Origin of the sequence: Streptomyces sp. NRRL S-378 (genome assembly GCF_000720645.1) — a bacterium.
In the GTDB taxonomy this organism is placed as follows: domain Bacteria; phylum Actinomycetota; class Actinomycetes; order Streptomycetales; family Streptomycetaceae; genus Streptomyces.
This window is the reverse complement of sequence record NZ_JOBX01000060.1, coordinates 15,301-41,155: the sequence shown is the minus strand read 5'-3', so window position 1 is coordinate 41,155 and position 25,855 is coordinate 15,301. Positions and strand designations below refer to the sequence as shown.

At 73.8% G+C, this 25,855-nt stretch carries 20 protein-coding genes; 14 read left to right on the top strand and 6 right to left on the bottom strand.

Features of this window, described 5'->3' with window-relative positions:
- Positions 1-156: 156 nt before the first annotated feature.
- On the bottom strand, positions 157-501 hold the full coding sequence (locus IH80_RS0131015; RefSeq protein ID WP_051810160.1) for a hypothetical protein: 345 nt from the start codon (positions 499-501) through the stop codon (positions 157-159).
- Positions 502-516: 15 nt separating this feature from the next.
- Entirely contained in the window at positions 517-1,476 is a 960-nt protein-coding gene (locus IH80_RS39890) for a trypsin-like serine peptidase (protein WP_051810159.1), read from the bottom strand.
- A 225-nt stretch (positions 1,477-1,701) separates the two neighbouring features.
- Here IH80_RS39890 and IH80_RS0131005 point away from each other — a divergent pair, with 225 nt between their 5' ends.
- The 5 genes from IH80_RS0131005 (at position 1,702) to IH80_RS0130985 (ending at position 11,111) form a co-directional block, all read left to right on the top strand.
- Positions 1,702-2,922: a GDSL-type esterase/lipase family protein gene (locus IH80_RS0131005; RefSeq protein WP_078906832.1), complete on the top strand. Its 1,221-nt coding sequence runs from the start codon at positions 1,702-1,704 to the stop codon at positions 2,920-2,922.
- Positions 2,923-3,013: 91 nt separating this feature from the next.
- On the top strand, positions 3,014-4,288 hold the full coding sequence (locus tag IH80_RS0131000) for a hypothetical protein (RefSeq protein ID WP_051810158.1): 1,275 nt from the start codon (positions 3,014-3,016) through the stop codon (positions 4,286-4,288).
- Positions 4,285-6,348 (top strand): caspase family protein, encoded by a 2,064-nt coding sequence (locus IH80_RS41115; RefSeq protein ID WP_030964895.1) that lies wholly within the window; start codon positions 4,285-4,287, stop codon positions 6,346-6,348. The genes IH80_RS0131000 and IH80_RS41115 overlap by 4 nt, the downstream gene beginning before the upstream one ends.
- Positions 6,349-6,378: 30 nt before the next feature.
- Complete coding sequence (locus IH80_RS0130990) at positions 6,379-7,500, top strand: AAA family ATPase (protein ID WP_030964894.1); 1,122 nt, start codon at positions 6,379-6,381, stop codon at positions 7,498-7,500.
- Positions 7,497-11,111, top strand: a complete 3,615-nt coding sequence (locus tag IH80_RS0130985) for a pentapeptide repeat-containing protein (RefSeq protein ID WP_030964893.1) — start codon at positions 7,497-7,499, stop codon at positions 11,109-11,111. The genes IH80_RS0130990 and IH80_RS0130985 overlap by 4 nt, the downstream gene beginning before the upstream one ends.
- 18 nt (positions 11,112-11,129) lie before the next feature.
- On the opposite strand, the gene IH80_RS0130980 is transcribed toward IH80_RS0130985, so the two are convergent.
- Positions 11,130-12,041: an ion transporter gene (locus IH80_RS0130980; protein ID WP_051810157.1), complete on the bottom strand. Its 912-nt coding sequence runs from the start codon at positions 12,039-12,041 to the stop codon at positions 11,130-11,132.
- Between the two features lie 341 nt (positions 12,042-12,382).
- On the opposite strand from IH80_RS0130980, the gene IH80_RS0130975 reads away from it, so the two are divergent.
- The 9 genes from IH80_RS0130975 to IH80_RS0130935 all read left to right on the top strand — a co-directional run bounded on the left by IH80_RS0130975 (position 12,383) and on the right by IH80_RS0130935 (position 21,844).
- Positions 12,383-12,982: an acyltransferase gene (locus IH80_RS0130975; protein ID WP_030964891.1), complete on the top strand. Its 600-nt coding sequence runs from the start codon at positions 12,383-12,385 to the stop codon at positions 12,980-12,982.
- A 431-nt stretch (positions 12,983-13,413) separates the two neighbouring features.
- Positions 13,414-14,583, top strand: a complete 1,170-nt coding sequence (locus IH80_RS0130970) for a hypothetical protein (RefSeq protein ID WP_030964890.1) — start codon at positions 13,414-13,416, stop codon at positions 14,581-14,583.
- Entirely contained in the window at positions 14,580-15,350 is a 771-nt protein-coding gene (locus IH80_RS0130965) for a WecB/TagA/CpsF family glycosyltransferase (protein WP_030964889.1), read from the top strand. Before IH80_RS0130970 ends, IH80_RS0130965 begins: the two co-directional genes overlap by 4 nt.
- Positions 15,350-16,606, top strand: a complete 1,257-nt coding sequence (locus IH80_RS0130960; RefSeq protein ID WP_030964888.1) for a nucleotide sugar dehydrogenase — start codon at positions 15,350-15,352, stop codon at positions 16,604-16,606. Before IH80_RS0130965 ends, IH80_RS0130960 begins: the two co-directional genes overlap by 1 nt.
- Positions 16,607-16,610: 4 nt before the next feature.
- The gene (gene wecB, locus IH80_RS0130955; protein WP_037881604.1) at positions 16,611-17,741 is read left to right on the top strand and encodes a non-hydrolyzing UDP-N-acetylglucosamine 2-epimerase; all 1,131 of its coding nucleotides are present in this window, start codon (positions 16,611-16,613) and stop codon (positions 17,739-17,741) included.
- Between the two features lie 29 nt (positions 17,742-17,770).
- Positions 17,771-18,505, top strand: coding sequence for a chain length determinant protein (locus IH80_RS44140; protein WP_199819332.1), 735 nt, complete (start codon positions 17,771-17,773; stop codon positions 18,503-18,505).
- Positions 18,502-19,950 (top strand): lipopolysaccharide biosynthesis protein, encoded by a 1,449-nt coding sequence (locus IH80_RS0130945; RefSeq protein ID WP_234432439.1) that lies wholly within the window; start codon positions 18,502-18,504, stop codon positions 19,948-19,950. Before IH80_RS44140 ends, IH80_RS0130945 begins: the two co-directional genes overlap by 4 nt.
- Positions 19,951-19,960: 10 nt before the next feature.
- Entirely contained in the window at positions 19,961-21,025 is a 1,065-nt protein-coding gene (locus IH80_RS0130940) for a hypothetical protein (protein ID WP_199819331.1), read from the top strand.
- A gap of 27 nt (positions 21,026-21,052) precedes the next feature.
- Positions 21,053-21,844, top strand: coding sequence for a glycosyltransferase family 2 protein (locus IH80_RS0130935; protein ID WP_030964880.1), 792 nt, complete (start codon positions 21,053-21,055; stop codon positions 21,842-21,844).
- 21 nt (positions 21,845-21,865) lie between these two features.
- Here IH80_RS0130935 and IH80_RS0130930 read toward each other — a convergent pair whose 3' ends face one another.
- The 3 genes from IH80_RS0130930 to IH80_RS0130920 all read right to left on the bottom strand — a co-directional run bounded on the left by IH80_RS0130930 (position 21,866) and on the right by IH80_RS0130920 (position 25,819).
- On the bottom strand, positions 21,866-22,771 hold the full coding sequence (locus tag IH80_RS0130930) for an RNA polymerase sigma-70 factor (protein WP_030964879.1): 906 nt from the start codon (positions 22,769-22,771) through the stop codon (positions 21,866-21,868).
- A gap of 94 nt (positions 22,772-22,865) precedes the next feature.
- Complete coding sequence (locus IH80_RS0130925) at positions 22,866-23,849, bottom strand: glycosyltransferase (protein ID WP_078906828.1); 984 nt, start codon at positions 23,847-23,849, stop codon at positions 22,866-22,868.
- Positions 23,777-25,819: an O-antigen ligase family protein gene (locus IH80_RS0130920; RefSeq protein WP_078906834.1), complete on the bottom strand. Its 2,043-nt coding sequence runs from the start codon at positions 25,817-25,819 to the stop codon at positions 23,777-23,779. Before IH80_RS0130920 ends, IH80_RS0130925 begins: the two co-directional genes overlap by 73 nt.
- Positions 25,820-25,855: the final 36 nt, after the last annotated feature.

Genomic DNA, 25,855 nt, shown 5'->3' with positions numbered 1-25,855 from the left:
CGTCCGCCCCACCCCATGCCTACTCCGCGCCCGCCCGCGCGCGCAGACTCGACGCCATGGACGACGACGCTACGGACAACCACCGACACCCCGTCACCGGCAACGCCGCCCGGCCCTTCGTGGCGGGCCGGTAGCGCCGGGCCCGGCCGGAAGGGGTCAGGTGGGGCCGGGGCGGAGGGAGCGCCAGATGTGGTCGGGGAGGTGGCGGGCGGCCTCGGCGAGGTCGATCACGTAGGTGCTGGAGAGCCAGCGGCGGGCCGCCTCCGCGAGCGGGCCCATGACCAGGACCTCGATCACGGGCGCGGGGAGCGGGGCGATCTCGCCGCGCCGTATGCGTACCTCGAGCCACTTGGTGATGGCCGCGAACTTCTCCGCCTCGGCGGCCCCGATCTCCGCGGCGTGCGCGACCAGGTAGCCCGAGTAGGCGGAGGCGTGCAGGAACAGCGCCACGTCGCGGTGCTCGCGGGTGAAGTCCAGGTACGCCGTGACCCACTGGTGCACACCGGTCCGGGCGGGTCAGGGCCGGGTGGCGCGCTCGTACAGGGCGCGGATGCCGTCGTCGAAGTGGACGCTGTACGAGGTCTCGTCGTCGCCGCCCCCGTCGCGGCCGCCGATCACCCCCATCAGGGTGTGACCGTCCGTCAGCACCGGCCCTCCGCTCGTGCCGTTGGGAACGCCCGCGCAGTCCAGCCGCAGCTGCGTCGGGCCGGCCGGGTGGGCGGTGGTCCGGCAGTCCAGGGGCTGCTCGGCGGCGTTCGGATAGCCCACGAGCCGTGCGGGCGCGGGCAGTGCGGTGCCGAAGGCGATCGTCTTGGCGCCGGTGACGTCCTCCAGCCGCTGGCCGGGGTACCCGGGCCGGCGCAGCCGGAGGAAGGCGACGTCGTGGTCGGGGTCCTGCCGCGCGGTCCAGCGGGGGTCCACGTCGATCCGGGTGGGCACCCAGACGCCGTACGGTGCTATGCCGTCCCGGTAGCCGGGCGCGAAGGCGAGGTTGGTGCGGAAGCCGCCGCCGTACACGCAGTGGGCGGCGGTGGCGATCAGGTAACCGGCGGGGGAGTGGACCACGACGCCCGAGCAGTGGTGATCGGGGTCGCCGTCGTTGCCGGGGGAGAAGAGCGCGCCGACCGCCGGCTCGGCGGGGGCGGGCCTCGCCTCCAGCGGATCGGAGGGCTTCCACCCGCCGGCGCGCCAGTTCACCGCACCGTCCCCGGCGAAGACCTTGCCGTCCGTGGGCGGTTCCGGGTCCTCCCGGACGATCCCGTCGAGGACGGCCGACGCCGTGCGGTCGGCACGCTCGGGGTCCTGCTGGTAGACGCCCCGCTCCGGATCGCCGTCGGCGCGGGTGGTGACGATGCCGCGCAGCTCCCAGGCGACGTACCCGGCTCCCGCCAGGACCAGGGCGCACACGAGGCCGACGGCCACGCGGCCCCGTGCCGCGGTCCGTTCCCGCTCCCGCCCCTGAACCCTGCTGGACATGTGGCCCCTTCCGCCCCGCGTACGCGTCCGACTCTCGGTTCGATGGGGGGAGCCCGGCCCGGGTTCCGAGGTCGGGACGTGTCCGTCCTCACAGCCGATCGTACCGGCGTGTGCATGCCATGGGGCGGGGCCCCCGGGGCACCGCCCGACTTCGGCTCCCCGCACGGGACGCACCCCGGCCCTAAAGCGGCTGCGGGAACCGCGCCCGGTTGAAAAGGTGACGGGATGGACGACGTGGCACAGAACGCATCCCCCGACGGCATCCCCCACCGCAACCCCGACGGCGTCCCCGCCGCCGTCCCCGGCTGGACCACCACCCCGGTCGGGCCGGAACTCCTGCGCGGCGCACTGGAGGTGGCGCGCACCGACTGCGGCGTCCTGCCGTACCGGCTGCCCGCCCGCGCCCGCCGCCAGGCCCCCGCCGACCTCACCGAGGTCGTCGCCCAGCCCGCCGGCGTCCGGCTGGCCTTCCGCACCAGGGCCACCGCCGTCGAACTGGACGTCCTCGCCACGACGACGGTCTACCGGGGCGCCCCGCAGCCCCCGGACGCCGTGTACGAGCTGCTGGTCGACGGCAGCCCGGCCGGGCGGGCCGTCGCCGGCGGCGGAAACGTCCGCACGGTCGACCTCGCCACCTGGGCCCAGGAGTTCACTCCCGGCCCGCCCGGCACCGTGCGGTTCACCGGCCTGGCCGCCGCGGAGAAGGACGTCGAGATCTGGCTGCCCTACCGCGGGGTCCACGAACTCATCGCCCTGCGCACCGACGCCCCGGTGGAGCCGGCACCGGATCCCGGCCGCCGCGTCTGGCTGCACCACGGCAGCTCGATCAGCCACGGCTCGAACGCCGACGGCCCGACCGGGACCTGGCCCGCGCTGGCCGCCGCCCGGGCCGGCGTGGAACTGGTCAACCTGGGCTTCAGCGGCAACGCCCTGCTCGACCCGTTCACCGCACGGGCCATGCGGGACACCCCCGCCGACCTGATCAGCCTCAAGATCGGCATCAACCTCGTCAACCACGACGTGATGCGCCTGCGCGCCTTCACCGCAGCCGTCCACGGCTTCCTCGACACCCTCCGCGAAGGACACCCCACGACACCGGTCCTGGTCGTCTCCCCGATCCACTGCCCGATCCACGAGGACACCCCCGGCCCGGCCGCCCCCGACCTCCGCGACGGGCGGCTGCGTTTCCGCGCCCTCGGCGACCCGGCCGAGGCCGCCCACGGGCGACTGACCCTGCGCGTCGTCCGCGACGAACTCGCCCGCATCACCGCCGCACGCGCCGCCGACGACCCCCACCTGCACCACCTCGACGGACGCGCCCTGTACGGGGAGGCGGACTTCGCCGAGTTCCCGCTGCCCGACGACCTCCACCCGGACGCCGCCGGCCACCGTCGCATCGGCGAACGCTTCGCCGCCCGTGCGTTCGGCTCCGCCTGGGCCCGGTGACGCCGAACCGGGCGTTCCCTACCCCCTGTCGAGTGCTCGGCGCTATCGTGCCGGGGCGGAGGGGCGACAGCACGAGGGGGGCGGGGCGGCGATGCGTTTTCTCTTTGTCCACGGCACGGGAGTACGGCGCGAGCGGCACGACCGGCTCTTCGCCCTGGTCCGCGAACGACTGACGGCCAGATTCCCCGACGCCGCCGTCGACTCCTGCTACTGGGGCGACCGGTTCGGCGCCACCCTCGGCGCCGGCGGCCGCTCCGTGCCCGGGCTGAAGCCCGCCGCGGGATCGGCGCCCGACCCCGTCGACGCGGAGACGGCCGAGTGGACCCTGCTGCTCGCCGACCCGCTGTGCGAGGTACGGGTCCTCGCCGAGGCCGGCTGGCCCGGCCCGGGCGGCAGCCCCGAGGGCGAGGACGGGAGCGGGTACGCGGACGACGACGCCTTCGCGATGCCCGGCGTACAGCCCGCCGGGGTACGGGTGCTCGCGCTGCTGGCCGGCTTACCGCCCGCGCCGCCCCACCCCGGGGACGAACTCGGCGCCCTGCTGCACGGCACCGGGCTCGCGGCGGACTTCCCCGCCGCCCTGGACACCGCCGCCCGCTCCGCCGAGGCGGCCCGCGCCGCGGAGCGCGCCACCGCCGAACCGCAGGCCCGGGAGCTGGCCACCGCCCTCGCCCGGGCCGTGACCGCCGGCGCGCTCGCCGCCGCCGGAGCCGAGGCAGACTGCACCGGCGCCGAACGCGACCGCCTCGTCGAACTGCTCACCACCCGCCTCGGCGGCGACGCCCGGGTCCCCGGCGCCCGGGCGGCCGCCGTCCTCGGCCGGCTCGCGATGCGGGTCACCACCCAGCCCCTGCTCAACGCCTGGCGCGGCTCCCTCACCGTCGGGGCCACCCCCGCGCTCGGCGACATCCTGCGCTACCAGGCCCGGGGCCACGACCTGCGCGCGTTCCTGCACGCCCGGATCACCGCCGCACCCGGTCCGACCGTACTCATCGGCCACAGCCTCGGCGGGATCGCCCTCGTCGACCTCCTCGCCCTCGCCGCCGCCCGCGGCGACGCCGTCCCCGGAGCGGAACTGCTCGTCACCGTCGGCTCCCAGGCCGCCTTCCTCCACGAGCTCGGCGCCCTGGCCGCCCTCGAACCCGGCGGGAAACTCCCCTACGGCTTCCCGCGCTGGCTCAACGTCTACGACCGTCAGGACGTGCTGTCCTACCTCGCCGGACCCGTCTTCCCCGGCGACCCGCGCATCACCGACCACGAGATCGGCAGCCGCCAGCCCTTCCCCGCCTGCCACAGCGCCTACTGGAAACAGGACTCCCTCTACGAACGGATCGAACAGGCGGTGGCCGAAGCGGAGATCGGGTGATCCCCACCGGCCTCCTGCCCCCCGCCCTCGGCCCGCAGCGCACCTTCGCGCTCGTCGCCGGCGTCGAGCGCTACGACATCAGCCACCGCTGGAACCTGCGCGGTCCGGCCCGCGACGCCCTGCGCTTCGCCGACTGGCTGACCGGCCCCGCCCAGGTACCGCCCGGCAACCTCAGGCTCCTGCTGTCCCCGCTCGACGAACCCGACGCCCTCGACTGGCCCGACTCCCCGGCCATGACCGCCTTGCGGACCGCGTACCGGCCGGCGACCGAGGAGAACGTGAAGGCGGCCCTCCTCGACGAACTCCCGCAGTGCGACGGCGACCTGTTGTGGATCTTCTGGGCCGGACACGGCTACCTCGGGCCGCGCCAGGAGCTGATGCTGCCCTGCGCCGACGCCCGCCCCAGCCAGATCCGGCACCTCAACCTCGACTCGGCGCTGCGCTGGTGGCGCACCGACCTCGTCAAACACCGCAGCTTCCCGCTCCAGGCCGCACTCGTCGACTCCTGCCGGGTCGACGCACCCCGCGACGCCCGGTGGAACTTCGGCAGCACCGACTACGGCGGCGGGAACTCGGTACCGGGACGCCGGCAGTTCCGGCTCTACGCCTCCCGCGAGGGCGAGGCCGCGCAGAACGACGCCGAGCGCGGCGCCGGACGCTTCACCGAGGCCCTCCTCACCGAACTCGGCGGCGCCTCCGTACGGGAGAGCGTCAGCGGGCTCCCGGCCGCCGCCCGCAGCATCCACCGCTCCTTCCGGGAACTGCGCGAACGCGGCGAGGGCTGGCAGCTCCCGCAGTTCCTCGTGGACCGGGACTGGGACGCCTGCTCCTTCCTCGACGACGACCTGACCGCTCCCGCGCCGCCCCGGGCCGCCCGGCTCGACCAGCAGGCCTGGGACGGACTCGGCGCGCTCTTCGAGGGCCGCGAACCGCCGCGCTGTGCCTACGAGGCCTACGCCTGGGCGTTCAAGGCGACCGGCTGCACCACCCCGGTCGGCGGCGGCCTGCCCGGCGACGGCCTCCTGGACGTGGTCCAGGACCTGGACGAACGCCACGGCGGACGCGGCGGCATGCCCCTGCCCGTGCCCTTCGTACGGTTCCTCGCGGACCGGGCCGCCGCGGCGGGCGACGCGGCCTGGGCGGGACGGCTGAAGGACTGGGTCGACACCACCCGCGAGCGGCTCGCCCTGCCGGTGCTGCCCCCGCCGCCGCCCCCGGCGCGCACCACGGTCGTGCACGTCGGGCTGGAGCCGCCGCCCGACGGCGGGCCCGGCTTCCGGGCCCGCATGTGGCTGCACGGCGAACGCGCCGAGCACATCTGGGAGTCGCAGGGCCCTCCCGTGCGCCTGGACGCCGTACGGGAGGAACTCGTACGGCAGCTCGCCCTCATCGGCGCGGCCCCCGGGGACGGCGGCGCGGCCGGGACCCCGAGCCGGGGCGGCGTCGACCGCATCGAGTTCCACGTCCCGTACGAGCTGCTCGACACCGACTTCGACCAGTGGCCGGTGCCCCGCGGTCCGGCCGGCCGGCAGCGCGCCCTCGGCCTGCTCCACCAGGTCGTGGTGCGCTGCCCGCAGGAGCGCGCCGACACCCGGGCCGAGTGGCACGGCAGCTGGCGCTGGCTGTGCACCAGGGGAGGCCGGCACCCCGAGGCCGTCCGGGTCGTGGAGGAGGCCGAGGTCACGGACGCCCTGGGGATGGAGCTGGCCGACCGCCCGGCGCCCGCATGCGTCCTGTCGCACACCACCGCCGGCCCGCACGCAGGTCTGCTGGAAGCCGTGCTCGAAGGCGGCGTCCCGGTCGCCGTGTGGCGGCGCGGGGGCGGAACGCCGCAGCCCCCGCTCCTCGACCTGCTCGCACCGGCCGGGCCCGACGGCCGCCCGGACCCCGGCGCACTGGACGTACTGGCCCTGCCCGCACGTGTGCGGGAAGTGCGCCGGGCGGCCGCCGGCGCCGCCGCGGACGCCGCGCGCACCACCCAACAGCCCGCAAGGGAAGACCAGTTGGTGCTCCTGTGGGACGATCCCGACGACATACCGGGCTTCCGGTCCCTGGCCTGACCCCGACCACTGACAGACGGCGGCACGACGATGGAGGCAGAGGCAGTGGTGAAGGACTGGTGGCTGTACCACGGGACCGGCGAGGGCGCGGACCGGCGGGCCCGCCTGGAGGCCGGATCCCCGCCGCCCTGGCGGGACTTCACCGGCACCCCCGACCCCGGGTACGCACCCCCCGGGTGCGAGGGGCCGGCCTGGGAGCGCACCCGGCGGCGCGGCGAGGGCTACGTCCCCGACGAACAGGAGAAGGACGTCGTCAACACGGCGCTGCACCTGCGCAGGCCGCTGCTGATCACCGGCAAGCCCGGCGTCGGCAAATCCACCCTCGCCTACAGCATCGCCTCGGACCTGGACCTGGGGCCCGTACTGCACTGGCCCATCACCAGCCGCACGGTCCTGCGCGACGGCCTGTACCTGTACGACGCCATCGGCCGGCTCCAGGAGGCCGGGCTGGAGCAACTGCGCAGGCCCGCCGGCCCGGTGGGCCGGGCGACGACGGCACCGGACGCCGCCATGACCGCGGACGCGGCCCTGCCCGCGCCCGAACCCGAGCCCGCCCCCGCGCCCTCGATCTCCCGCTACCTGCGCCTCGGGCCGCTGGGGACCGCACTGCTGCCGCAGGACCGGCCCCGCGTCCTGCTCGTCGACGAGATCGACAAGAGCGACATCGACCTCCCCGGCGACCTCCTCACCGTCTTCGAGGACGGCGGCTTCGTCATCCCCGAACTGGCCCGCCTCGCCCAGGAGGACCCCACCGTCGCCATCGGCACCGACGACGACCCGGACGCCGCCGTCCGCGTCACACAGGGCCGCGTGCAGTGCCGGTACTTCCCCGTCGTCGTCCTCACCAGCAACGGCGAACGCGACTTCCCGCCCGCCTTCCTGCGCCGCTGCGTCCGCCTGCACCTGGAACCGCCCGGCGAGGAGAAGCTCGCCCTCATCGTGCGCCGCAGGCTCGGCATCGACGTCGAGGCCGGCGGGGAGTACCAGGAGCTCGTCCGGGACTTCATCGACCGCGCCGGGGACGGTGACCTCGCCACCGACCAGCTCCTCAACGCCATCCAGCTCCGCCTCGCCGGAGCCTGGTCCGCCCCCGGCGACCGCGACCGCTTCCTCAAGACCGTCATGCAGCACCTGACCGGGCCGACGGCGTGATCGAGGAGCTGCTCGCCGCCCTCGCCGACGGCGCCGACGACGCGGGCCCGCGTCCCGGCATCGGGGCGGAGGAGATCGCCGACATCCTGTGGCTGGCCGCCCGCGTGGATCCCGCCGGGCCCCGCGCGCCCGCCGTGACGCCCGGCGACTTCGCGGGCCTGCCGCCACCGGCCGCCGACCCGCCGGCCCCCGAGGCCGCCACGGCCCCCGGCGGCCCGGCCGACGGGCAGTCGGCCGTCAGGATCTACCCCGCCTCCGTCCCCCACCCGGCCGGGAAACCGGCCGACGACGGCGCGGGCCGCCGGGGCTCCCCCGTACGGCTGCCGCGCGCCGCCTCCCTCGACGACCCGCTCGCCCTGATGCGCGCCCTGCGCCCCGTCGGCCGGCGCTCCATCGGCGGCCCGGGGGAGGAGCTGGACGAGCAGCTCACCGTCGAGCGCAGCATCGAGCGGATGGTGCCCACCCCGGTCCTGCGGCCTGCCGAGAGTCGCTGGCTGGACCTGGCGCTGGTCGTCGACACGCACCACTCGATGCTGCTCTGGGCGGACCTCGTGGACGAACTGCGCCGCGTGCTGACCCGCAGCGGGGTCTTCCGCGACGTACGCACCTGGCGGCTGACGGGTACCGGCTCCGGCGCCACCCCGATGCTCACCCGGGGCCGGTGGGGCGCACCCCGCAACCCGCTGGAACTGGCCGACCCCGCCGGCCGCAGGCTGATCCTCGTCCTCTCCGACACCGTGGCGGGCGGCTGGCGCGAGGCCTCCGTACAGGGCGTGCTCCGGCACTGGTGCACGCACAACGCCGTCGCCGTGCTGAACGTCCTGCCCGAACGGCTCTGGACGCGCGGCGCCGTCCGGCCCGTCCCCTTCGCCGTCCGCGCGGACCGGCCCGCGGCCGCCACCCGCTCCTGGCAGCGGGTGGCGACCGCCCGCCGCTCCCGCGCCGGCCGCCGGCGCGCACCCGACGTCGTCCCGGTGGTCGGCGTCGCCCCGGGCAGCCTGGCCCGGCTGGTGCGGGTGGTCTCCGGGGACGGCCGCTGGCGGCGCCTGGCCTGTCTGCGGCTGGAAGCAGAAGCGGAAGCGGATCCGCAGCCGGGGGCGGAGCCGGGGACGGCGCACGTGCGGGAGGCCCCCTCGGCCGGTCCGCGCAGCGCTCTGGAGGTGGTGGAACGCTTCCGCGCGAGCGCCTCCCCGACCGCCCAGCAGCTCGCCGCGCACCTGGCCGCCGTACCGCTGACCCTGCCGGTCATGAACCTGGTCCGGCGCTCCCTGCTGCGCGACTCGGAGCACGGCCACCTCGCGGAGGTCGCCCTCGGCGGGCTGTTCGCGCCCTGGGACCACGAACGAGACGCCGAGGAGGTGGAGTTCGCGTTCCTGCCGGGGGTCCGGGAGGCGCTGCTCGGCTCACAGCTGCGCGGGGACGTGGCCGCCGTACGGGAACTGGTCCGCCGCCGGGTGTGGGAGTACATGTCCCGCAGCCGCGGCACCGGGCCGGACTTCTCCGCGACCCGCGTCACCGACGGGCGGGAGGGCCGCCGCACCGTCGCCGAGGGCACCCTGCCCTTCGCGGCGCGCCCGCCGCAGGACCCCGGGCTCGCGGACCGGGTCGTACGGGTCCGCTACGACCCGATGCCCGAGCCTCAGGAGGTGGGCACCCTGCTGACACCCCGCCTCGTCCTCACGGTCGGGGACGCGCCCCTGCCCTCCGGGGCGGCGGCATGGGTGCGGGCGGGCGACCGCGAGGTCGCCTGCCGCGCGGTGTGGGCGGACGACGCCCTGCCCCGGGTGTTCCTCCTGCTGGCCGACGAGGACCTGGTGGACCCCGCGCCCTGGTCGGGGGCGACGCCCTGGGCGCAGGCGGATCCCCAGGTGGTCCGCGTCCGGGTCGACGGCGTCACGGACCAGGGCCGCCCCGTCGCGCTGACGGGCGAGGCGGTTCCGTACGAGGGCGACCGCAACGGAGAGCTCGTCCGGCTCTCCCCGGAACCGGAGGCCTGGACCCACTACCGCGGCGGCCCCGTCTCCCACGAGGGCGACCTGCTCGGCGTCGTCCACGGCGTCTGGCCGGACCGCATGGTGTTCCTGTCGGGCCGCGCCCTGCTGGAACAGCCGGGCTTCCGGGCGGCGATGGCGGAGCACGGGCAGGTCCGCCGGGTGCCGAGCACCTTCGTGTGCCTGGCCGTGCAGCCCGGTGACGACGCCGTGTACCCGGTCGGGAGCTCGCCCCACGCGGAGGCGGTGAAGCTCCTGATGGGGCTCATCGCGGACACGGGCCTCACGGAGACGCTGGCCGGCAGTGGGCCGGGAGCGCCCCTCTTCCTGCTGCTGCAGGGACCGGGCGCCTTCGGCAGGGCCGGCCGGCTGCTGACCGGCCTCCCCGAGGCCATGGCCCGGTTCGCCGACCGGACGGGGGACGGCGGTCCCCTCTCGCTCGACGTGGCCGTGGCCGCGGGGCCCATGGAACCGGTCCTGACGGACCTCGACCTCGACGGGCTGCCCACGTCGGAGGCCGCCCGGATCGTCCGGCATCCCGGGATGGCGGACCGGCGCCGGCTGCTCCCGGGGTCCCTCGCCGTCGCCCTGTCGCAGCCCGTGTACGAGGTGCTCGGCGAGAAGGTCGGTCCCACGGCGACGCGTGCGCTCGTACCACTCGGCGGCGAGACGGAGGGCTGGTTGTGCACCGACCCCGGCGAACTCGGCGCGGCCCTGACGGAGGCCGACGCGTCGCAGGACGCCGGCGTCGTATGGCCGGTGTGCGGCCGCCCGGCGGTGGAGGACGTCCGCGTCCCGTGCAGGGGGATCCGGCTGCCCGGCCACGACGTGTGCCTCGCCCATCTCGGGCCCGACGAGGAGCACCAGTACCTGGGGACCCTCGGGCCCGGATCCACGGTGGACTTCAGGGGCACCACCTTCAGGGAGGGGCTGCTCCAGCGGCTTCTGGCCGCGCTGCGGGAATCGCGCGCGCAGCCCGTCACCCTGGGTGAGGCGGCCTTCGACCACGCCACCTTCGTGGACGACTGGAACGAGGGCGGCATCGAGTTCCAGGCCGGGGCCTCCTTCACCCGGGCCGTCTTCGCCGGGCGGGCCAGGCTCGGGAACTCCACGTTCGCCGGACGGGTCTCCTTCTACGAGGCGGTGTTCCTGGGCGTCGGCGACTTCGACCGCAGCCGGTTCCACGGGGATGCGGATTTCCGCCGTGCGCAGTTCCGCGGCCTGGCGGGGTTCTCGGACACCGCCTTCCTGGACGAGGTGTCCTTCGACCGGGCGGTGATGGAGCTGTCGGCGGACCTGAACGGGATGCGGGCGGCCGGGCGTGCGGACTTCTCCCGGGCCGTGTTCTGCGGCCTGACGGGGCTGAGCGGGGCCCGCTTCGAGGCATCCGTCTCCTTCACCTCCACCACGTGGGAGCAGGGGCTGGTCGCCACCGGTGCCGTGTTCGAGGGGCCGGTGGACTTCCGCCGGGCCAGGTTCCTCGGGCGGGTGCGCCTCGAACAGCTGAGCCTCCCGGAGGCACCTGCGTTCGTCCTCGACGACCTGCACGGTGCGTGGGACACCCAGCGGCGCCCGGACGGCACCTGGGACATCCGGCTGCGCGGCACCGGGACGCAGTGACGGCGGGGACCCTTCCGGTCAGGAGCCGCTGTGGGAGGCCTCCAGGCGGCGTGGGGGGCGGCCGTCCTGGGCGGGGAGGCTCGCCTCGATCTCGTCCAGGGCGCGGCGGGCCGTCGCGATGCGGTCCCGTACGTCGGTGTCGGGGCCGGGCGGGGCCGGCGGCGGCCCCGGCTGCTTGCGGTCGCGGTTGGCCGCGTCCTCGATCTCGCGAGCCTCGTCGAGGGAGTTGAGGACCACCCCGATCAGGACGTTGACCAGGACGAACGAGGCGAGCAGCGCGTAGGAGGCGTAGTAGACGATGCTGAGGCGGGAGATCTGCAGGCCCGCCCGGACGGCGTCGGTGAGGCCGTCCAGGGTGGTCAGCAGGAAGAGCGTGAGCATGGCGCGGCCCACGGAGCCGTAGTGCCCGGGGTCGGACTCGGCGAAGCAGACCCAGCCGACCATGGCGTACACGTACAGCACCAGTCCGCCGACGAACAGGAAGCTGGCGGTGCCGGGCAGGCTCCGGCCGACCGCGATCAGCAGGATGCGCAGGTGCGGGAGGAAGCGGGCCGTGCGCAGCACCCGCGCCAGCCGCAGCAGCCGCAGCAGGGTGGTGTTCTCGCGGACGAACGGGACGAAGGCGGAGGCGACGACCGCGAGGTCGAAGAGGTTCCACGGGTCACGGAAGAATGCTTTCGGCCGGTCCGCGAAGGCACCGGCGCGCAGCAGCATCTCCAGACTGAACAGGGCCAGGCAGCACTGTTCGGCGGTCCGCAGCAGCAGCTGGTGTTCGGCGGCCAGCCCGCTGTACGTCTCGGCACCCATCAACGCGGCGTTGAGCAGGATCACGCAGAAGACGACCGCCCCGAAGGCGGGGGCCTCGGTGGCCACCCGGCACCGGGCCGCCAGTTTCATCCGACCGCGTCCGGCCTGCCTCGGGTCTGTCATCGTGCTCCTCGTACTCTCGCGTGTACCACGGGCGAACGGCGGCCCGCCTTCCCTAACGCCCCACAGCCGATCCGGTTTCACCACCGCGCGCGCCCCAACGCGCCGAGGCGTGCGCCCCCACCGTCCGAACGGCGGCGGGGGCGGAGGGCCCCGCCACCCGTCCGTCCGCCCAAATGCGTTGCATGAACAGTCGGTTGATCCGCGGGTGGAACGGGCCCGTGGCGCATATGCTCGGCGCGTGCATCCGTACGCCTGACCACCGGCACATCTGAACACCCGCGCATCCGTGCACTCGCACGTCCGTGCGCCGTACGTCTCGCGAACCGTTAGGGGACCGCGCCGTGAGTGTCCGCATTCAACCCTCCTCGCAGGTCGACGCGAGCGCCGAGCTCGGCGAGGGGACGACGATCTGGGATCTGGCGCAGATACGCGAGGAGGCCCGCCTCGGGCGTGGGTGCATCGTGGGCCGGGGCGCGTACGTCGGGCCGGGGGTCCGGATCGGCGACCACGTGAAGCTCCAGAACTACGCACTCGTCTACGAGCCGGCCGTGCTCGGCGACGGCGTGTTCATCGGCCCGGCCGCCGTCCTGACCAACGACTTCTACCCGCGCGCGGTCGATCCCGACGGACGGCTCAAGCGCGACGGGGACTGGGAGGCCGCCGGGGTCGTCGTGGCCGAGGGCGCCTCCCTCGGGGCCCGCTCGGTGTGCGTGGCCGGGGTGCGGGTCGGGCGCTGGGCCCTCGTCGCGGCCGGAGCGGTGGTCAGCAAGGACGTTCCGGACTTCGCGCTCGTGGCCGGGGTGCCGGCCCGCCGGATCGGCTGGGTGGGCCGGGCCGGGGTCCGGCTGGTGGAGGTCGAGGGCGAGCCGGGCACGTGGGAGTGTCCGCGCACCGGGGCGCTGCACGACGAGAAGGGCGACACGCTCGTCGAGCGACGCTGACGGAATGTCGGCAATTTAGGCCACAAGCATTTCCTCAAAACCACAATCAATGAACATCCGTGGGCATAACGTGTCCCTGCACACGGGATCTGAGCAGGCAACAGGCCTTGCTCAGTGGGGGGTTGTGTACGACGAGGCACCGCGGGCAGCGCCCGGCGGAGCGCGGGTCCACCGCGCCCGCCGACACTGCCGTGCGCGCGTGTCCCGGTCCGAGGCATCGCTGGGGGGATCCAGACGGCAGCCTTTCGGACGGCTCGTGCCCGCGGCGCCAGGCGCCTCGGGCACGGGCGCCGTCACGCGCAGTCCCCCTCCGCGGAAGGACGACCGCCAGGTCCGTCCGAGGAGCGAACAGAGGGGGTAGGTGTGTTGGAGCCGAAGAGCTCGGACATGCGGGGTGCGAGCGGCACCCGGGGAGTCGGGGTGGGGACCCGATGACCGTCACACGATTAGCAGCACTGGCCCAAGCGGATCCGGATCTGCACGCACTGGCGCAGCGGCTGCTCGGGCTGGCCGAGGCGGGCCTGCCCGCCATGTACCTTCCCGAGGCGGAGACCTTCGCCTTCACCCGGGCCGGAACGGTCTCGCCCGAGGGCACCCGCCGCCTGGAACTGCGGGGTACCAGCACCCGGTACGCGGCCATCACCGCGCTGGGCGCCCGGTTCCTGCCCGAGGACCGGCAGCGCGCCCTGTTCGGCGGACGTTCCGCCGAGGAGTTCACCGGGGTGCTCGTGGAACGGCTGCCGGGAGTGGTCAACCTCGGCGACGCGGCGCTCATCGCCTGGGCCGCCGCCGAGACCGGCCATCCGAAACTGTCCGACGCCCTCGACCGGGTCGCCGCCCTGGACCTGCCCGGGCAGCCGCAGTACACGGTCGAGGCGGCCTGGGTCCTCTCCGCCCTCGCGGCCGCGCGCGCCGCGGTGGACGTGGAGGACCGCCTGGCGGCCGCCCGGGACCGCCTGCTGATGGCCAGGATCGGGAACGGTCCGCTGTTCCCGCACGCCACCGGTCCGGGACCGGTGCCCGGCTACCGCGCGCACGTGGCCTGTTTCGCCGACCAGACCTATCCGCTGCAGGCGCTGGCCCGGCTGCACGCGAGCGGCGACGACCCGGACGCCCTCGCGGCAGCCGACGCCTGCGCCGCCCGCATCGTCGACCTCCAGGGCGACGGCGGACAGTGGTGGTGGCACTACGACGCCCGCACCGGCGGCGTGATCGAGGGCTTCCCCGTCTACAGCGTGCACCAGCACGCGATGGCACCGACCGCCCTGTCCGACCTCGCCGAGGCGGGCGGCACGGACTTCGGCGCGGCCGTCCGCCGGGGACTGCGCTGGATGACCGAGGTGCCCGAACTCGTCGGGCCCGCCGGCACCCCGCGCGAGCCGATGATCCGTGAGGACCTCGGCGTCACCTGGCGCAAGGTCTACCGCGGCGACCCCAAGAAGGCCGTCCGGGCAGCCCGGGGGCTCACCACCCGCGTCGTCCCGAACGCCCGGCTCGCACCCCTGGACCTGCTCTTCCGCCCCCGCGCGGTGGACCGGGAGTGCCGCCCGTACGAGTTCGGCTGGATGCTGTTCGCCTGGCTCGGGGGGCCGCAGAGATGACCCGTCACACCCTCTTCGGGGTCGCACTCGACCCCCTGACCATGGACGAGACCGTGCAGCGCTGCCTCGACGCCGTCCGGCGCGGGGAACAGATCGAGATCGGCATGGTCAACGCCGCCAAACTGGTCAACATGCGGCGCGACCCGGCCCTCGCCGAGGCCGTCGCCGGCTGCGACCTCGTCCTGGCAGACGGCCAGGCCGTGGTCTGGGCCGGCCGCGTCCTGGGCGTCCGGCTGCCCGAACGCGTCGCGGGCATCGACCTGTTCATGCGCCTGCTCGCCGCCGCCGAGGTCGCGGACATCCCCGTCTACCTGCTCGGCGCCCAGCAGGAGGTGCTGGAGATGATGCTCCGGCAGATCTCCGAACGCTTCCCGAAGCTGCGGGTCGCCGGCAGCCGCAACGGCTACTTCGGCGACTCCGAACAGGAGGGGATCGCCGACTCCGTCGCCGACAGCGGCGCCCGCCTGCTCTTCCTCGGCATGACCTCCCCCAAGAAGGAGATCTTCACCGCCGGCTACGGCAAGCGCACCGGCGCCCACGTCGTGCACGGCGTCGGAGGCTCCTTCGACATCCTCGCCGGCATCACCAAACGGGCCCCGCTCGTCTGGCAGCGGATGGGCCTCGAATGGTTCTACCGGACCCTCCAGGAACCGCGCCGCCTCGGCAAGCGCTACCTCACCACCAATGCCGCCTTCCTCGCCATGACGGTCCGCGAGCTCATCCACCGCACACCGTCGGCCGCTCCCGCGAACAGGAGTCACTGCTGATGCGCGTCGTCGTCGTGGGACAGGGATACGTCGGCCTTCCGCTGGCCATCAGGGCCGCCGAGGTCGGCCACCAGGTGATCGGTTACGACGTCGACGCGCGGCGGGTCAAGAGCCTCGCCGCCGGAGAGTCGTACGTGGAGGACGTCTCCTCCGAACGCCTCGCCCGCGCCCTGGAGCGCGGCACCTACCGGGCCAGCGAACTCGCCCGGGACTGCGGCGGTTTCGACGTCGCCGTCGTCACCGTCCCCACCCCCTTGCAGGACGGGGCACCCGACCTGCGCTACATCGAGGAGTCGGCCCACACCCTGGCCCGCTTCCTGCGCCCGGGCGCCACGGTGATCCTGGAGTCCACCACCTACCCGGGCACCACCGAGGAACTGTTCGCCCCGATCCTGGAGGACGGCTCCGGGCTCACCGCCGGCCCCGACTTCCACCTGGGATACAGCCCCGAGCGCATCGACCCGGGCAACACCGTCTGGGGCTTCCAGCAGACGCCCAAGGTCGTCTCCGGCGTCGACGCCGCCTCCCTGAAGGCCGTCGAGGCCTTCTACGGGCAGCTCGTCGACACCACCGTGCCCGTGCGCTCGCCCAAGGAGGCCGAGCTGGCGAAACTGCTGGAGAACACCTTCCGGCACGTGAACATCGCCCTCGTCAACGAGATCGCCATGTTCGCCCGCCACCTCGACATCGACGTGTGGCAGTCCATCGAAGCCGCCTCCAGCAAACCCTTCGGCTTCATGAAGTTCACCCCGGGCCCGGGGGTCGGAGGGCACTGCCTGCCCATCGACCCCTCCTACCTGAACTGGCGCGTGCAGCGCGAACTCGGCCAGAACTTCCGTTTCGTCGAACTCGCCAACGACATCAACAACCACATGCCCGAGTACGTGACGCGCCGGGTGATCGACGCCCTCAACGCCAAGCGCCGCTCCGTCAACGGCTCCCGGGTCCTGCTGCTCGGCCTCGCGTACAAGAAGAACACCGGCGACGCGCGCGAGTCGCCCGCCGTACGCATCGCCCAACTGCTCCTCGACATGGGGGCGAAGGTCCGCGCCGTCGACCCCCACGTGGTCGAGAGCGTGAAGGTCGACGTCCGCCTCGCCCGGGTCGAGGCCACCCGCAAGGAGCTGGCCGCCGCCGACGTCGTGGTCCTGCTCACCGACCACGACTCCTTCGACTACCAGATGATCACCGAGCACGCCTCCTTCGTGCTCGACACCCGCAACCGCATGACCGGACCGAAGGTGGAGGTGCTCTGAACCCATGACCAGGATCGTCTGCGTCGCCGGGGCGCGCCCCAACTACATGAAGATCAAACCGGTGATGGACGCACTGGAGCGCCGCGGCGCCGAAGTGGTCCTCGTCCACACCGGACAGCACTACGACGAGTCCATGAACGACGTGTTCTTCCGCGACCTCGGCATCCGGACGCCCGACCGCTACCTCGGCGCCGGCTCCGGCAGCCACGCCCGGCAGACCGGGCGGGTGATGGCCGCCTTCGAGCCGTTGCTCGACGAACTGGCACCGGACGCCGTGGTGGTCGTCGGGGACATCAACTCCACCCTCGCCTGCTCCCTGGTCACCGCCAAGGCCGGCCCCCTGCTGGCCCACGTCGAGGCCGGGCTGCGCAGCCGCGACTGGAGCATGCCCGAAGAGGTCAACCGGGTCGCCACCGACCGGGTCAGCGACTACCTGCTGGCCCCCTCGCCCGACGCCGCAGCGAACCTCCGCGCGGAGGGCTACCGCGAGGACCAGATCCACGTCGTCGGCAACGTCATGATCGACACCCTCCTCGCCAACCTGGACCGGGCCCGGCAGTCCGACGTCCTGGACCGCCACCGACTCACCCGCGGCGGATACGGCCTGGTCACCCTGCACCGGCCCGCCAACGTGGACGACCCCGGGGCACTGCGTGGCCTGCTCAAGGCCCTCGGCGAGATCGCCGGCCGCTGCCCCCTGCTGCTGCCCGTGCACCCGCGGGCCGCCGGCCGGCTCGCCGAACTCGGCGTCCCCGACGGCATCCGGCTCGTACCGGCCGCCGGGTACCTCGACTTCATCGCCCTCCAGGACTCCGCGCGCCTGGTGCTCACCGACTCCGGCGGCGTCCAGGAAGAGACCACCGCGCTGGGCGTGCCCTGCGTCACCCTGCGGGAGAACACCGAGCGCCCCATCACCATCGAGGAGGGCACCAACGTCCTGGCCGGCACGGACCCGGACCGGATCGTGGCCACCGTCGACAAGGTCCTCGACACTCCGCCCGCGCCCCGCTGCCCCGCCCTGTGGGACGGCCGCGCCGGCGAGCGCATCGCCGCCGTCCTCCTCGACGGCGGGACCGCCGGCACCCGGCCCAGACCCACCGACCTCGTGCCGGCCACCGGACCCGGACCGCAATAACCGAACCATCCGCAACAAGGGGGAAGACCATGGATCTCGCCGAGATAGGGCGGGTCATGCGCAGGCGCTGGTACGTGCTGCTGCCCGGACTGCTGCTGACGGCGGCACTCACCACCGCCGTGCACCTGCTGATCCCGGTGGAGTACCAGTCGCAGAGCACCGTGACGCTGCTCAACTCGTCGAAGGCCACCGAGGCCTTCGACGGAAACCCCTTCCTCAGCACACAGGCCTCGCTGACCGGCATGGCCGACGGCCTCGCCCGCAACCTCAACTCGGACGGGGCCAAAGCCGACCTCAAGGCCCTCGGCGTCACAGGCAAGCACGAAGTGAAGATCGCCGACAACGCCCAGGGTCCCTTCATGTGGCTGACCGTCACCGGCACCGACCCGGCCGCCGTCCTGCGGTCCGACGAACTCCTCACCGGCTACGCCGACAAGCGGCTCAAGGAGTTCCAGACCCAGCAGTCCGTGGCCCCCGAGGCCATGATCCGGATGGCCACCATCGTGCCCCCGCAGAAACCGGAGGCGCAGACCAAGACCCGGATCCAGTACATCGTCATGGTGGGCGCGCTCGGCTTCGTCCTCAGCCTGGTCGCCACCTTCTTCGTGGAGGCCCGCAAGCGCACCCCGCGCGGGAAGAACCACCCGGCCCCCGCCGGGACGCCCGCCACGGACACCCCCGCACCCGCAGCCGCCACGCCCGTCGCGACCGACGAGACCATGGCCCTGCGCACCGTCGGCCCGAGCGGGGCCGGATCACCGTGACCGACACCGGTACGAGCACGCAGACCACCCCGGCGGCGCCCTCCCTCGGGCGCAAGGTCGGCTCCGCGGCCAAATGGAGCCTGATCAACACGGTCGTCATGCGGCTCGGCAACTTCGCGACCGGCATCGTCCTCGCCCGCTACTTCCTCGGGCCCGAGGCCTGGGGCGTCTACGGCATCGCCCAGACCGTCCTGCTCGTCCTGCTCTCCGCGAACGAACTCGGCGTCTCCCTCGCCATCGTCCGCTGGGAGGGCGACCCGCGCCGCTTCGCCCCCACCGTCCTCACCCTGAGCGCGGCCTCCAGCTGCCTGCTGTACGCCGTGCTCTTCGCGACCGCCCCGGCCGTCGCCGACGTGCTCGGCTCACCCGAGGCCTCCGGGGTCCTGCGCGTCATGTGCCTGTGCGTGGTCCTCGACGGACTGTCCCAGGTGCCCGCCGGCTTCCTCACGCGGGAGTTCGCACAGGGCCGGCGGATGGCCGTCGACGCGCTCAACTTCGTCCTGAGCACCGCCGTCACCCTGCTGCTGGCCGTCCAGGGCTGGGGCGCGATGAGCTTCGCCTGGGGCTCCGTCGTCGGCAACGTCGCCGCCCTCATCGGCTGCTGGCTCGCCGCACCCGGCACCCTGAAGTTCGGCTGGGACCGCGAACAGGCCCGCGCCCTGCTGAAGTTCGGCCTGCCGCTCGCCGGAGCGAGCATGCTCGCCCTCGGCGTGGTCAACGTGGACACCATGGTCGTGGGCGCCACCCTGGACCCGCTCGCCCTCGGCTTCTACGTCCTCGCCTTCAACATCTCCGGCTGGCCCGTCCGCGTCATCTCCGAAGCGGCCCGCCGCGTCTCCTTCGCCGGTTTCTCCCGGCTGGCCGACTCGCCGCAGGCACTCGCCGCCGGCTTCGCCCGCGCCCTCGGCGTGGTGACGGCGGCCACCGTCCCGCTGTGCGTCCTGCTGGCCGCCCTCGCCGCACCCGTCATCGGACTCCTCTACGGAGAACGCTGGCTGCCCGCGGCAGGCGCCCTGCCCTGGCTGATGGCACTCGGCCTGGTCCGCATCGGCTGCGAACTCGCCTACGACTGCCTGGTCGCCATCGGCCGGCGCCGCTCGCTCATCGGGGTCCAGGGCCTGTGGCTCGTCCTCCTGATCCCCGCCCTCGTGATCGGCGCCCGCTGCGGCGGGATCGTCGGCGTGGCCCAGGGACACGTCGTGGTCGCCGGTGCGATCGTGGTCCCGGTCTTCCTCCTCGCCCTGCACCGCGGCGGCATCCCCCTGGGCACGGTCGCCCGGGCCTGCTCCTGGCCGCTGCTCGGCGGAGCCGTGATGACCGCGGTGCTCCTCGTACTGGAGCGGTACCTCGGCGACTCCGTGCCCGCCCTCCTGGCGACCGCGGCAGCCGGCACCCTGTGCTACGCCGTGTGCCTCCTGCCCGCCCGAAAAACGCTCCGAGGATAGGCGACCGGTCATGTTACGGAACCGAAGGCGCCCGGGGGCGTGGCTGCTCGCCGCAGTGGTGCTGGTCGTCGTCCTCACCCTGTACGACGCAGACCGCACCGGGGTCGGCGACCCGAAGGCCGTGCCCTCCGCGACCCCTTCGGCCGCCCTCCCCGGCCCGGCGACGCCCGCCCCCACCGCCACGCCGAGCCCGTCGGCCACCCCCGCCCCGTCGGCCCCGCCGGGCACCGGCGAACCGTCCCCCTCCGCCTCCGCCACCGCCTGCACCTCGCCCGGGGCCTGCGGATACCCCGACGCGGACAGCACCGGCCCGCGGATCGCCCTCGAACGGCACGACACCGGCAACATGTCGGTCAAGAAGGACGGCACGGTCATCAACGGCTGGGACATCCGAGGCTCCCTCGACATCTACGCCAACGACGTCACGATCATCGACAGCAGGATCACCTCCACCAACTGGTGGGGGATCAACCTGCGCCCCGGCTACAGCGGCCTGAAGGTCCTGCACACCACCATCACCGCCGTCCCCGGCAAGGGCCCCGACAACGGAGGGGTCAACTACGCCGTCTCCAACATGGGCGGCAGCTCCATCGAGGTCGGCTGGTGCGACATCTCGGTGTTCGGCAACGCCCTGTCGATGGGCCAGGGCGACCTGCACGACAACTACGTGCACGACCTGGTCGCCTTCCGCAACCAGGGCGGCGAATGGCAGCACATCGACGCCGTCATCAGCGGCGGCGGCAACAAGGGCCGGCTGACCGTCCGGCACAACACCCTGCTCAACTCCACCCCCGTGGACAAGGGCGCCACCGCCGCCGTGGGCCTCTTCGCCGACACCGGGGTCGTCTCCTCCGTCGTCGTCGAGGACAACTGGCTGGCCGGCGGCGCGTACGCGCTCTACGGCGGCGGCCCGGGCGCCACCGGCATCCAGGTCACCGGCAACGTCTTCTCCACCCAGTACCACCCGGCCGGCGGCGCCTACGGCCCGGTCACCGCCTGGAACGCGGGCGGCGCCGGGAACGTGTGGAAGGACAACCGCATGTCCGACGGCCGCCCGGTGGAACCCGCCCCCTGACAACCGCCCCACCACGGAGGCAGCGACATGCGCCGTATCGCCCGGGCCCCCTGGGAACTGCTCAAGCGGGCCTTCGGCTGGCTGGTGCTCTTCGAGGCCCGCAACAAGCTCCTGCTCCTGCCGTCGGCCGTACGGCTGCGGCGCTTCGAGGACGCCGAGACCACCCGTCTCGCCGCCCTCCTGGGCCGGCCGCCGTACGCCCGGGTCGCCACCGTCATCGCCACCCACCGGCGCCCCGACGCACTGCGCGCCGCGGTCCGCTCCGCCCTGGCGCAGACCGTCGCCGACCAGGTGGTCATCGTCGTCGACGACGGAGCCGGCCTGCCCGAACTGCCCACGGATCCGCGCCTGTTCGCGGTATCCCTCGCCCGCAACACGGCGACCGCCGGAGTCGTGCGCAACGTCGGCATCCGGCTCACCCGCTCCCGGTACGTGGCCTTCCTCGACGACGACAACCTGTGGGAGCCCGACCACCTGCAGCAGGCCCTCGCGGCACTCGACGCCGCCGACGGACCCGACGCCGTCTACACCGCACTGCGCAGGGTGCTGCCCGACGGCACCGAACGCGACGTCCTGTCGGTGCCCTTCGACCGCCGCCGTGCCGCCCACGAGGCCTTCCTGGACACCAACGCCTTCGTGGCCCGCCGCAGCCGGGCCCTGCACTTCAGCCGGCTGCGCCGGACCCCCGAGGTGCTGCCCCGCGAGGACTGGGAGCTCATCCGCCGCTACGCCCGCCGCCACGAGGTGCGCCACCTGCCCCGCCCCACCGTCCGCTACCTGGTCAACCCCGGCAGCTTCTACACCGCGTGGGAGGGATAGCCGCCGGGGCGGGGACAGGGGTCAGCGCACGGCCAGCGGGGTCTCCGACGCGAGGCGGGACAGCTTCTCCGGGTTGCGGACGTAGTAGAGGCCGCTGATGCGGGAGTCCTCGACCCGGACCGCCATGACCCCGTCGAACTCCCCGCCCAGCCGGACGACGAGGGCCGGGCCGCCGTTGACCACGGCCGGCGAGAGGGAGATGGAGATGTTCCTCCGGTTGTTCCTGCCGATCCCGCCCACCATGAAGCGGGCCACCTTCTCGGCACCGGCGATCGGCCGCAGCGCCGCCTGCTTGATACCGCCGCCGTCGGCCACGAGGACGACGTCGGGGGCGAGTACGGCCAACAGGTCCTGCGGGTTCCCGGACTCCAGCGCACCCCGGAAGGAATCCAGCGCCGCCCGCGTCTGCGCCGCCGACACCGCCTGCCGCGGGCGCCGCGCGTCGACGTGCCGACGGGCCCGGTGGGCGATCTGCCGGACGGCCGCGGAGCTCTTGCCGACCGCCGCCGCGATCTCCTCGTAGCCGACGTCGAAGACCTCGCGCAGCACGAATACGGCACGCTCGGTCGGCGACAGCGTCTCCAGGACGAGCATCAGCGCCATCGACACGCTCTCCGCGAGCACGGCGTCCTCGGCCACGTCCGGCGCCGTGAGCAGTGGCTCGGGCAGCCAGGAGCCGACGTACGCCTCCTTGCGGCGGCTCATCGACCGCAGCCGGTTGAGCGCCTGCCGCGTCGTGATCCGGACCAGGTACGCCCGCCGGTCGCGCACCTGCTCCAGGTCGACCTCGACCCAGCGCAGCCAGGTCTCCTGGAGGACGTCCTCCGCGTCGGCCGCCGATCCGAGCATCTCGTAGGCGACGGTGAACAGCAGATTGCGGTGTGCGACGAAGCTCTCGGTCGCCTCTCCGGCGCCGTCCTCGGTCATGGTCTCTCCTCCGGTTCCAGGGGTGCGGCCACAGGACACCGGCCGATCCGTATCTGTGACACCACGTGCGGGTCCTCCCGTTCCTTCCCGCGGTCTACGGGGCACCGTGCGGCGCCGCCGGGCCCGCCAGGGCACGGGCGGCCGCCCGGCTCGCCGGGCGGCCGAGGGCGGCGCGGGAGGACTCCCGCAACAGCACGGCCGCCCGGAAGGCGGTGGTCGCCGCCAGACCGTGACGGCGCCGGTACAGCCGGACCCGGTTGAGCGTCAGCAGAGTCCACAGCCGCGGCGACACCTGGGAGTCCCCACCGAGATGCGTGGCCGAGGCCGAGGGCTCCAGCCGGGTCACGAAGCCGAGGTCCCGGGCCCGCAGACAGTACTCGGTCTCCTCCGAGTACAGGAAGAACGACTCGTCCCAGGGCCCGCACGCGGCCAGGCACTCCCCGGACAGGGCCATCAGCGCCCCCGTGGCCCAGTCCGCCACCGTGTCCCGCTCGTACGCGGCCGGATCGGTGACCAGCTCGCTCCAGCGCGGGAAGCGCCCCGCCCGGCGGTTGCCGATCACCGCCTCGCCCAGCGCCCGGGTCACGCTGGACTCGCGGCGCAGCGAGTGCAGCAGCGTCCGGCCGTCCTCCTCGTACAGCAGCGGGACGCTGATCCCGACCCGGCCGCCGCCGGGCTGCGGGGCACCGAGCGCCTCCACCAGCAGTGCGGCGCAGCCCCGCCGCATCCGGACGTCCGGATTGCACACCAGGGCGGCCCGGAAGCCGCCCTCCCACCCGGCGGCCGCCGCCAGCGCCGCGTTCACCCCGGCCGCGTACCCGGCGTTGCGGCCGGTCTGGACGACCGTCGCCTCCGGGGCCAGGGAACGGACCACCGCCACCGTGTCGTCCGCGGAGTCGTTGTCGGCGACGACGAGACGCCAGTCGAGCCCGGCCATCCCCTCCGGCAGGGAAGCGAGGAACTCCGGCAGCACCTCCGCGCTGTTCCAGGTGACGACGAGGACCGCTACCGGACCGGAGCCGGAGCCGGCGAGGGGCTCGGGAAAGGACTCGGGGATTGCTGACCGGCGGGAAGACATGGGAACTCCACGGATCGGGGCTTCGGCGCCGCGCGCCGGATGAAGCCGAGGTAACTGCCTCCGGCGGCGATCGTCAGGAAGAACATCCCGGCGAACATCGGGAAGCTGAGTGCGTCGAACGTGGCGCTGACGACCAGGGCGACGAGGGCCGAGGCGAAGAACGCCTGCCCCAGCTCCCGGTCGGACTCGCCGACCGCCAGCCGGCGGATCGCCCCGCCCTGGTGGATCCCGGTGAGGAAGAGGAACAGGAGCGCGACCAGCCCCAGGAACCCCATCTCGGCGAGGGTCAGCATGTACTGGTTGTCGGTGAAGAAGTAGAGCTCGGGAATGAACGTGCCCAGACCCTGCCCGGCCAGGGGGCGCTCGTCCAGGTAGGGGACGATCGCGCTGTACTTGACCGTACGGGCCTGGGTACTGCTGTCGGAGTTCGTCAGGAAGGACGCGAACAGGGCGGTGATGGTGCCGATCAGCCCGGGGATGATCACCTTGAAGCAGGCGACCGCACCCACCAGCACACCGATCGCGGTCCACCGCCGCTGCGGCTTCCAGCGCGGCACCATCACCAGGATCACGATCAGCGCCCCGATGATCGAGGTGCGCGACACCGTCAGCGGCAGCGCCCCGCCCATCAGCGCCACCGGCCCCCAGCGGCGCCAGGCGCGCAGGTGCCTCCGCACCGGATCGAAGGCCTGCTGCACGGCGAAGGGCAGCAGCAGCGCCAGCATCCCGCCGAACTCCAGCGGCTGCGCCGTCGTCGAGCGGGGCCGGGTGAACGCCCCGCGGTCCAGGGTCGTGATCTGGGGGACGCTCGACGACAGCCCCGGAATGCTGATGCCGTCGGCGATGTTGGTCGCGGTGAAGAAGTCGTAGAAGCCGACGGCCGCCACGATCGTCCCCATCACCACGGCCCGGCGCAGCAGTACGTCCAGGCGCGCCCGGTCCTGGATCCCGGCGGAGACCAGCACCACCAGCGACACCCACACCAGCAGGGCGATCAGGCCGCGGTCCGCACCCAGCAGCTCCTTGCGCACGCTCCCGCGGCCCGCGTTCGCGACGTAGGAGGCCAGCACCGAAACCGCCAGCAGCCACATCGCCACCCGGGGCAGCCGGGTCCCGGGCGCCGGCCGGATCCGGCCCGTCAGCCAGGTCGCCAGGTACCACAACAGGGCCAGCAGGGCGAACACGTTGGCAGGCGTCCCCACCCCGCCCAGCCCCGGCAGCGTCAGGTTCGACGGGATGAAGAAGGCCAGCGCCAGATACCCGGTCAGCAGCGCCGTGGCGTCCACATGACGGCCCCGGGACCTGCGGCGGCCCGCCCGGCCCGGACCGCCGGAGTCCGCGGCGGAACGCTCGCGCCTGCGCCGCCGGGCGGCCGCCGCCGCGTCCACCACGAAGGAGAGGACGAATCCGCCGCCGGCGCCGAGGATGAGGACCCCCAGCACCTGCTGGTAGCGGCTCTTGAGCTGCGGCACCGGGGTCTGCGGCAGCACCACCGGCGCGGTCTGCACCATGTACGCAGGCTGCACCTTGGCGGCCGCCTGGAGTGCGTTGAGCTGCTCCCCGGCGAAGGCCGTCAGGGTGTTCGTCTCCTCGAGCACCTTGGCCCGGTCGGTGCCCGTGACCGTGAGCGTCAGCAGCGGGCCCGAGGTGTTCGCGGCGAACCCGACGGTGTAGGGGTCGGTCACCCCCAGGCTGTGCAGATCGCGGGCGGCATCCGCCCCCGACAGCGTCCTGATCAGTACGTCCGCGGTCACCACGAGGGCGCCGCCCGCGTTGGAGATGGGATTGCCGAAGGCGGGCGGCAGCTTGGAGGCCGCCGAGGAGTCCAGCAGGGCCACCGAGCTCTGCGACTGGTACGCCACCGGCACCGACCGGTACAGGTGCAGCGCCGCCAGGAGGCTGAGCAGGATCGCCGGCACGATCACGTACCAGCGCCGGCGCAGCACCGCGGCCATTTCACGAATGCTCACGAACACCCCTGCCGGGTAACGGATTTGATGGCGGAC

Coding starts and splice junctions, on each gene's coding strand:
- IH80_RS0131005 (WP_078906832.1), top strand. CDS start 1,702: ATGGACGACGTGGCACAGAACGCATCCCCCGACGGCATCCCCCACCGC.
- IH80_RS0130980 (WP_051810157.1), bottom strand. CDS start 12,041: ATGACAGACCCGAGGCAGGCCGGACGCGGTCGGATGAAACTGGCGGCC.
- IH80_RS39890 (WP_051810159.1), bottom strand. CDS start 1,476: ATGTCCAGCAGGGTTCAGGGGCGGGAGCGGGAACGGACCGCGGCACGG.
- IH80_RS0130925 (WP_078906828.1), bottom strand. CDS start 23,849: ATGTCTTCCCGCCGGTCAGCAATCCCCGAGTCCTTTCCCGAGCCCCTC.
- IH80_RS0130940 (WP_199819331.1), top strand. CDS start 19,961: ATGTTACGGAACCGAAGGCGCCCGGGGGCGTGGCTGCTCGCCGCAGTG.
- IH80_RS0131000 (WP_051810158.1), top strand. CDS start 3,014: ATGCGTTTTCTCTTTGTCCACGGCACGGGAGTACGGCGCGAGCGGCAC.
- IH80_RS44140 (WP_199819332.1), top strand. CDS start 17,771: ATGGATCTCGCCGAGATAGGGCGGGTCATGCGCAGGCGCTGGTACGTG.
- IH80_RS0130970 (WP_030964890.1), top strand. CDS start 13,414: ATGACCGTCACACGATTAGCAGCACTGGCCCAAGCGGATCCGGATCTG.
- IH80_RS0130990 (WP_030964894.1), top strand. CDS start 6,379: ATGGAGGCAGAGGCAGTGGTGAAGGACTGGTGGCTGTACCACGGGACC.
- IH80_RS0130960 (WP_030964888.1), top strand. CDS start 15,350: ATGCGCGTCGTCGTCGTGGGACAGGGATACGTCGGCCTTCCGCTGGCC.
- IH80_RS0130930 (WP_030964879.1), bottom strand. CDS start 22,771: ATGACCGAGGACGGCGCCGGAGAGGCGACCGAGAGCTTCGTCGCACAC.
- IH80_RS0130965 (WP_030964889.1), top strand. CDS start 14,580: ATGACCCGTCACACCCTCTTCGGGGTCGCACTCGACCCCCTGACCATG.
- wecB (WP_037881604.1), top strand. CDS start 16,611: ATGACCAGGATCGTCTGCGTCGCCGGGGCGCGCCCCAACTACATGAAG.
- IH80_RS0130935 (WP_030964880.1), top strand. CDS start 21,053: ATGCGCCGTATCGCCCGGGCCCCCTGGGAACTGCTCAAGCGGGCCTTC.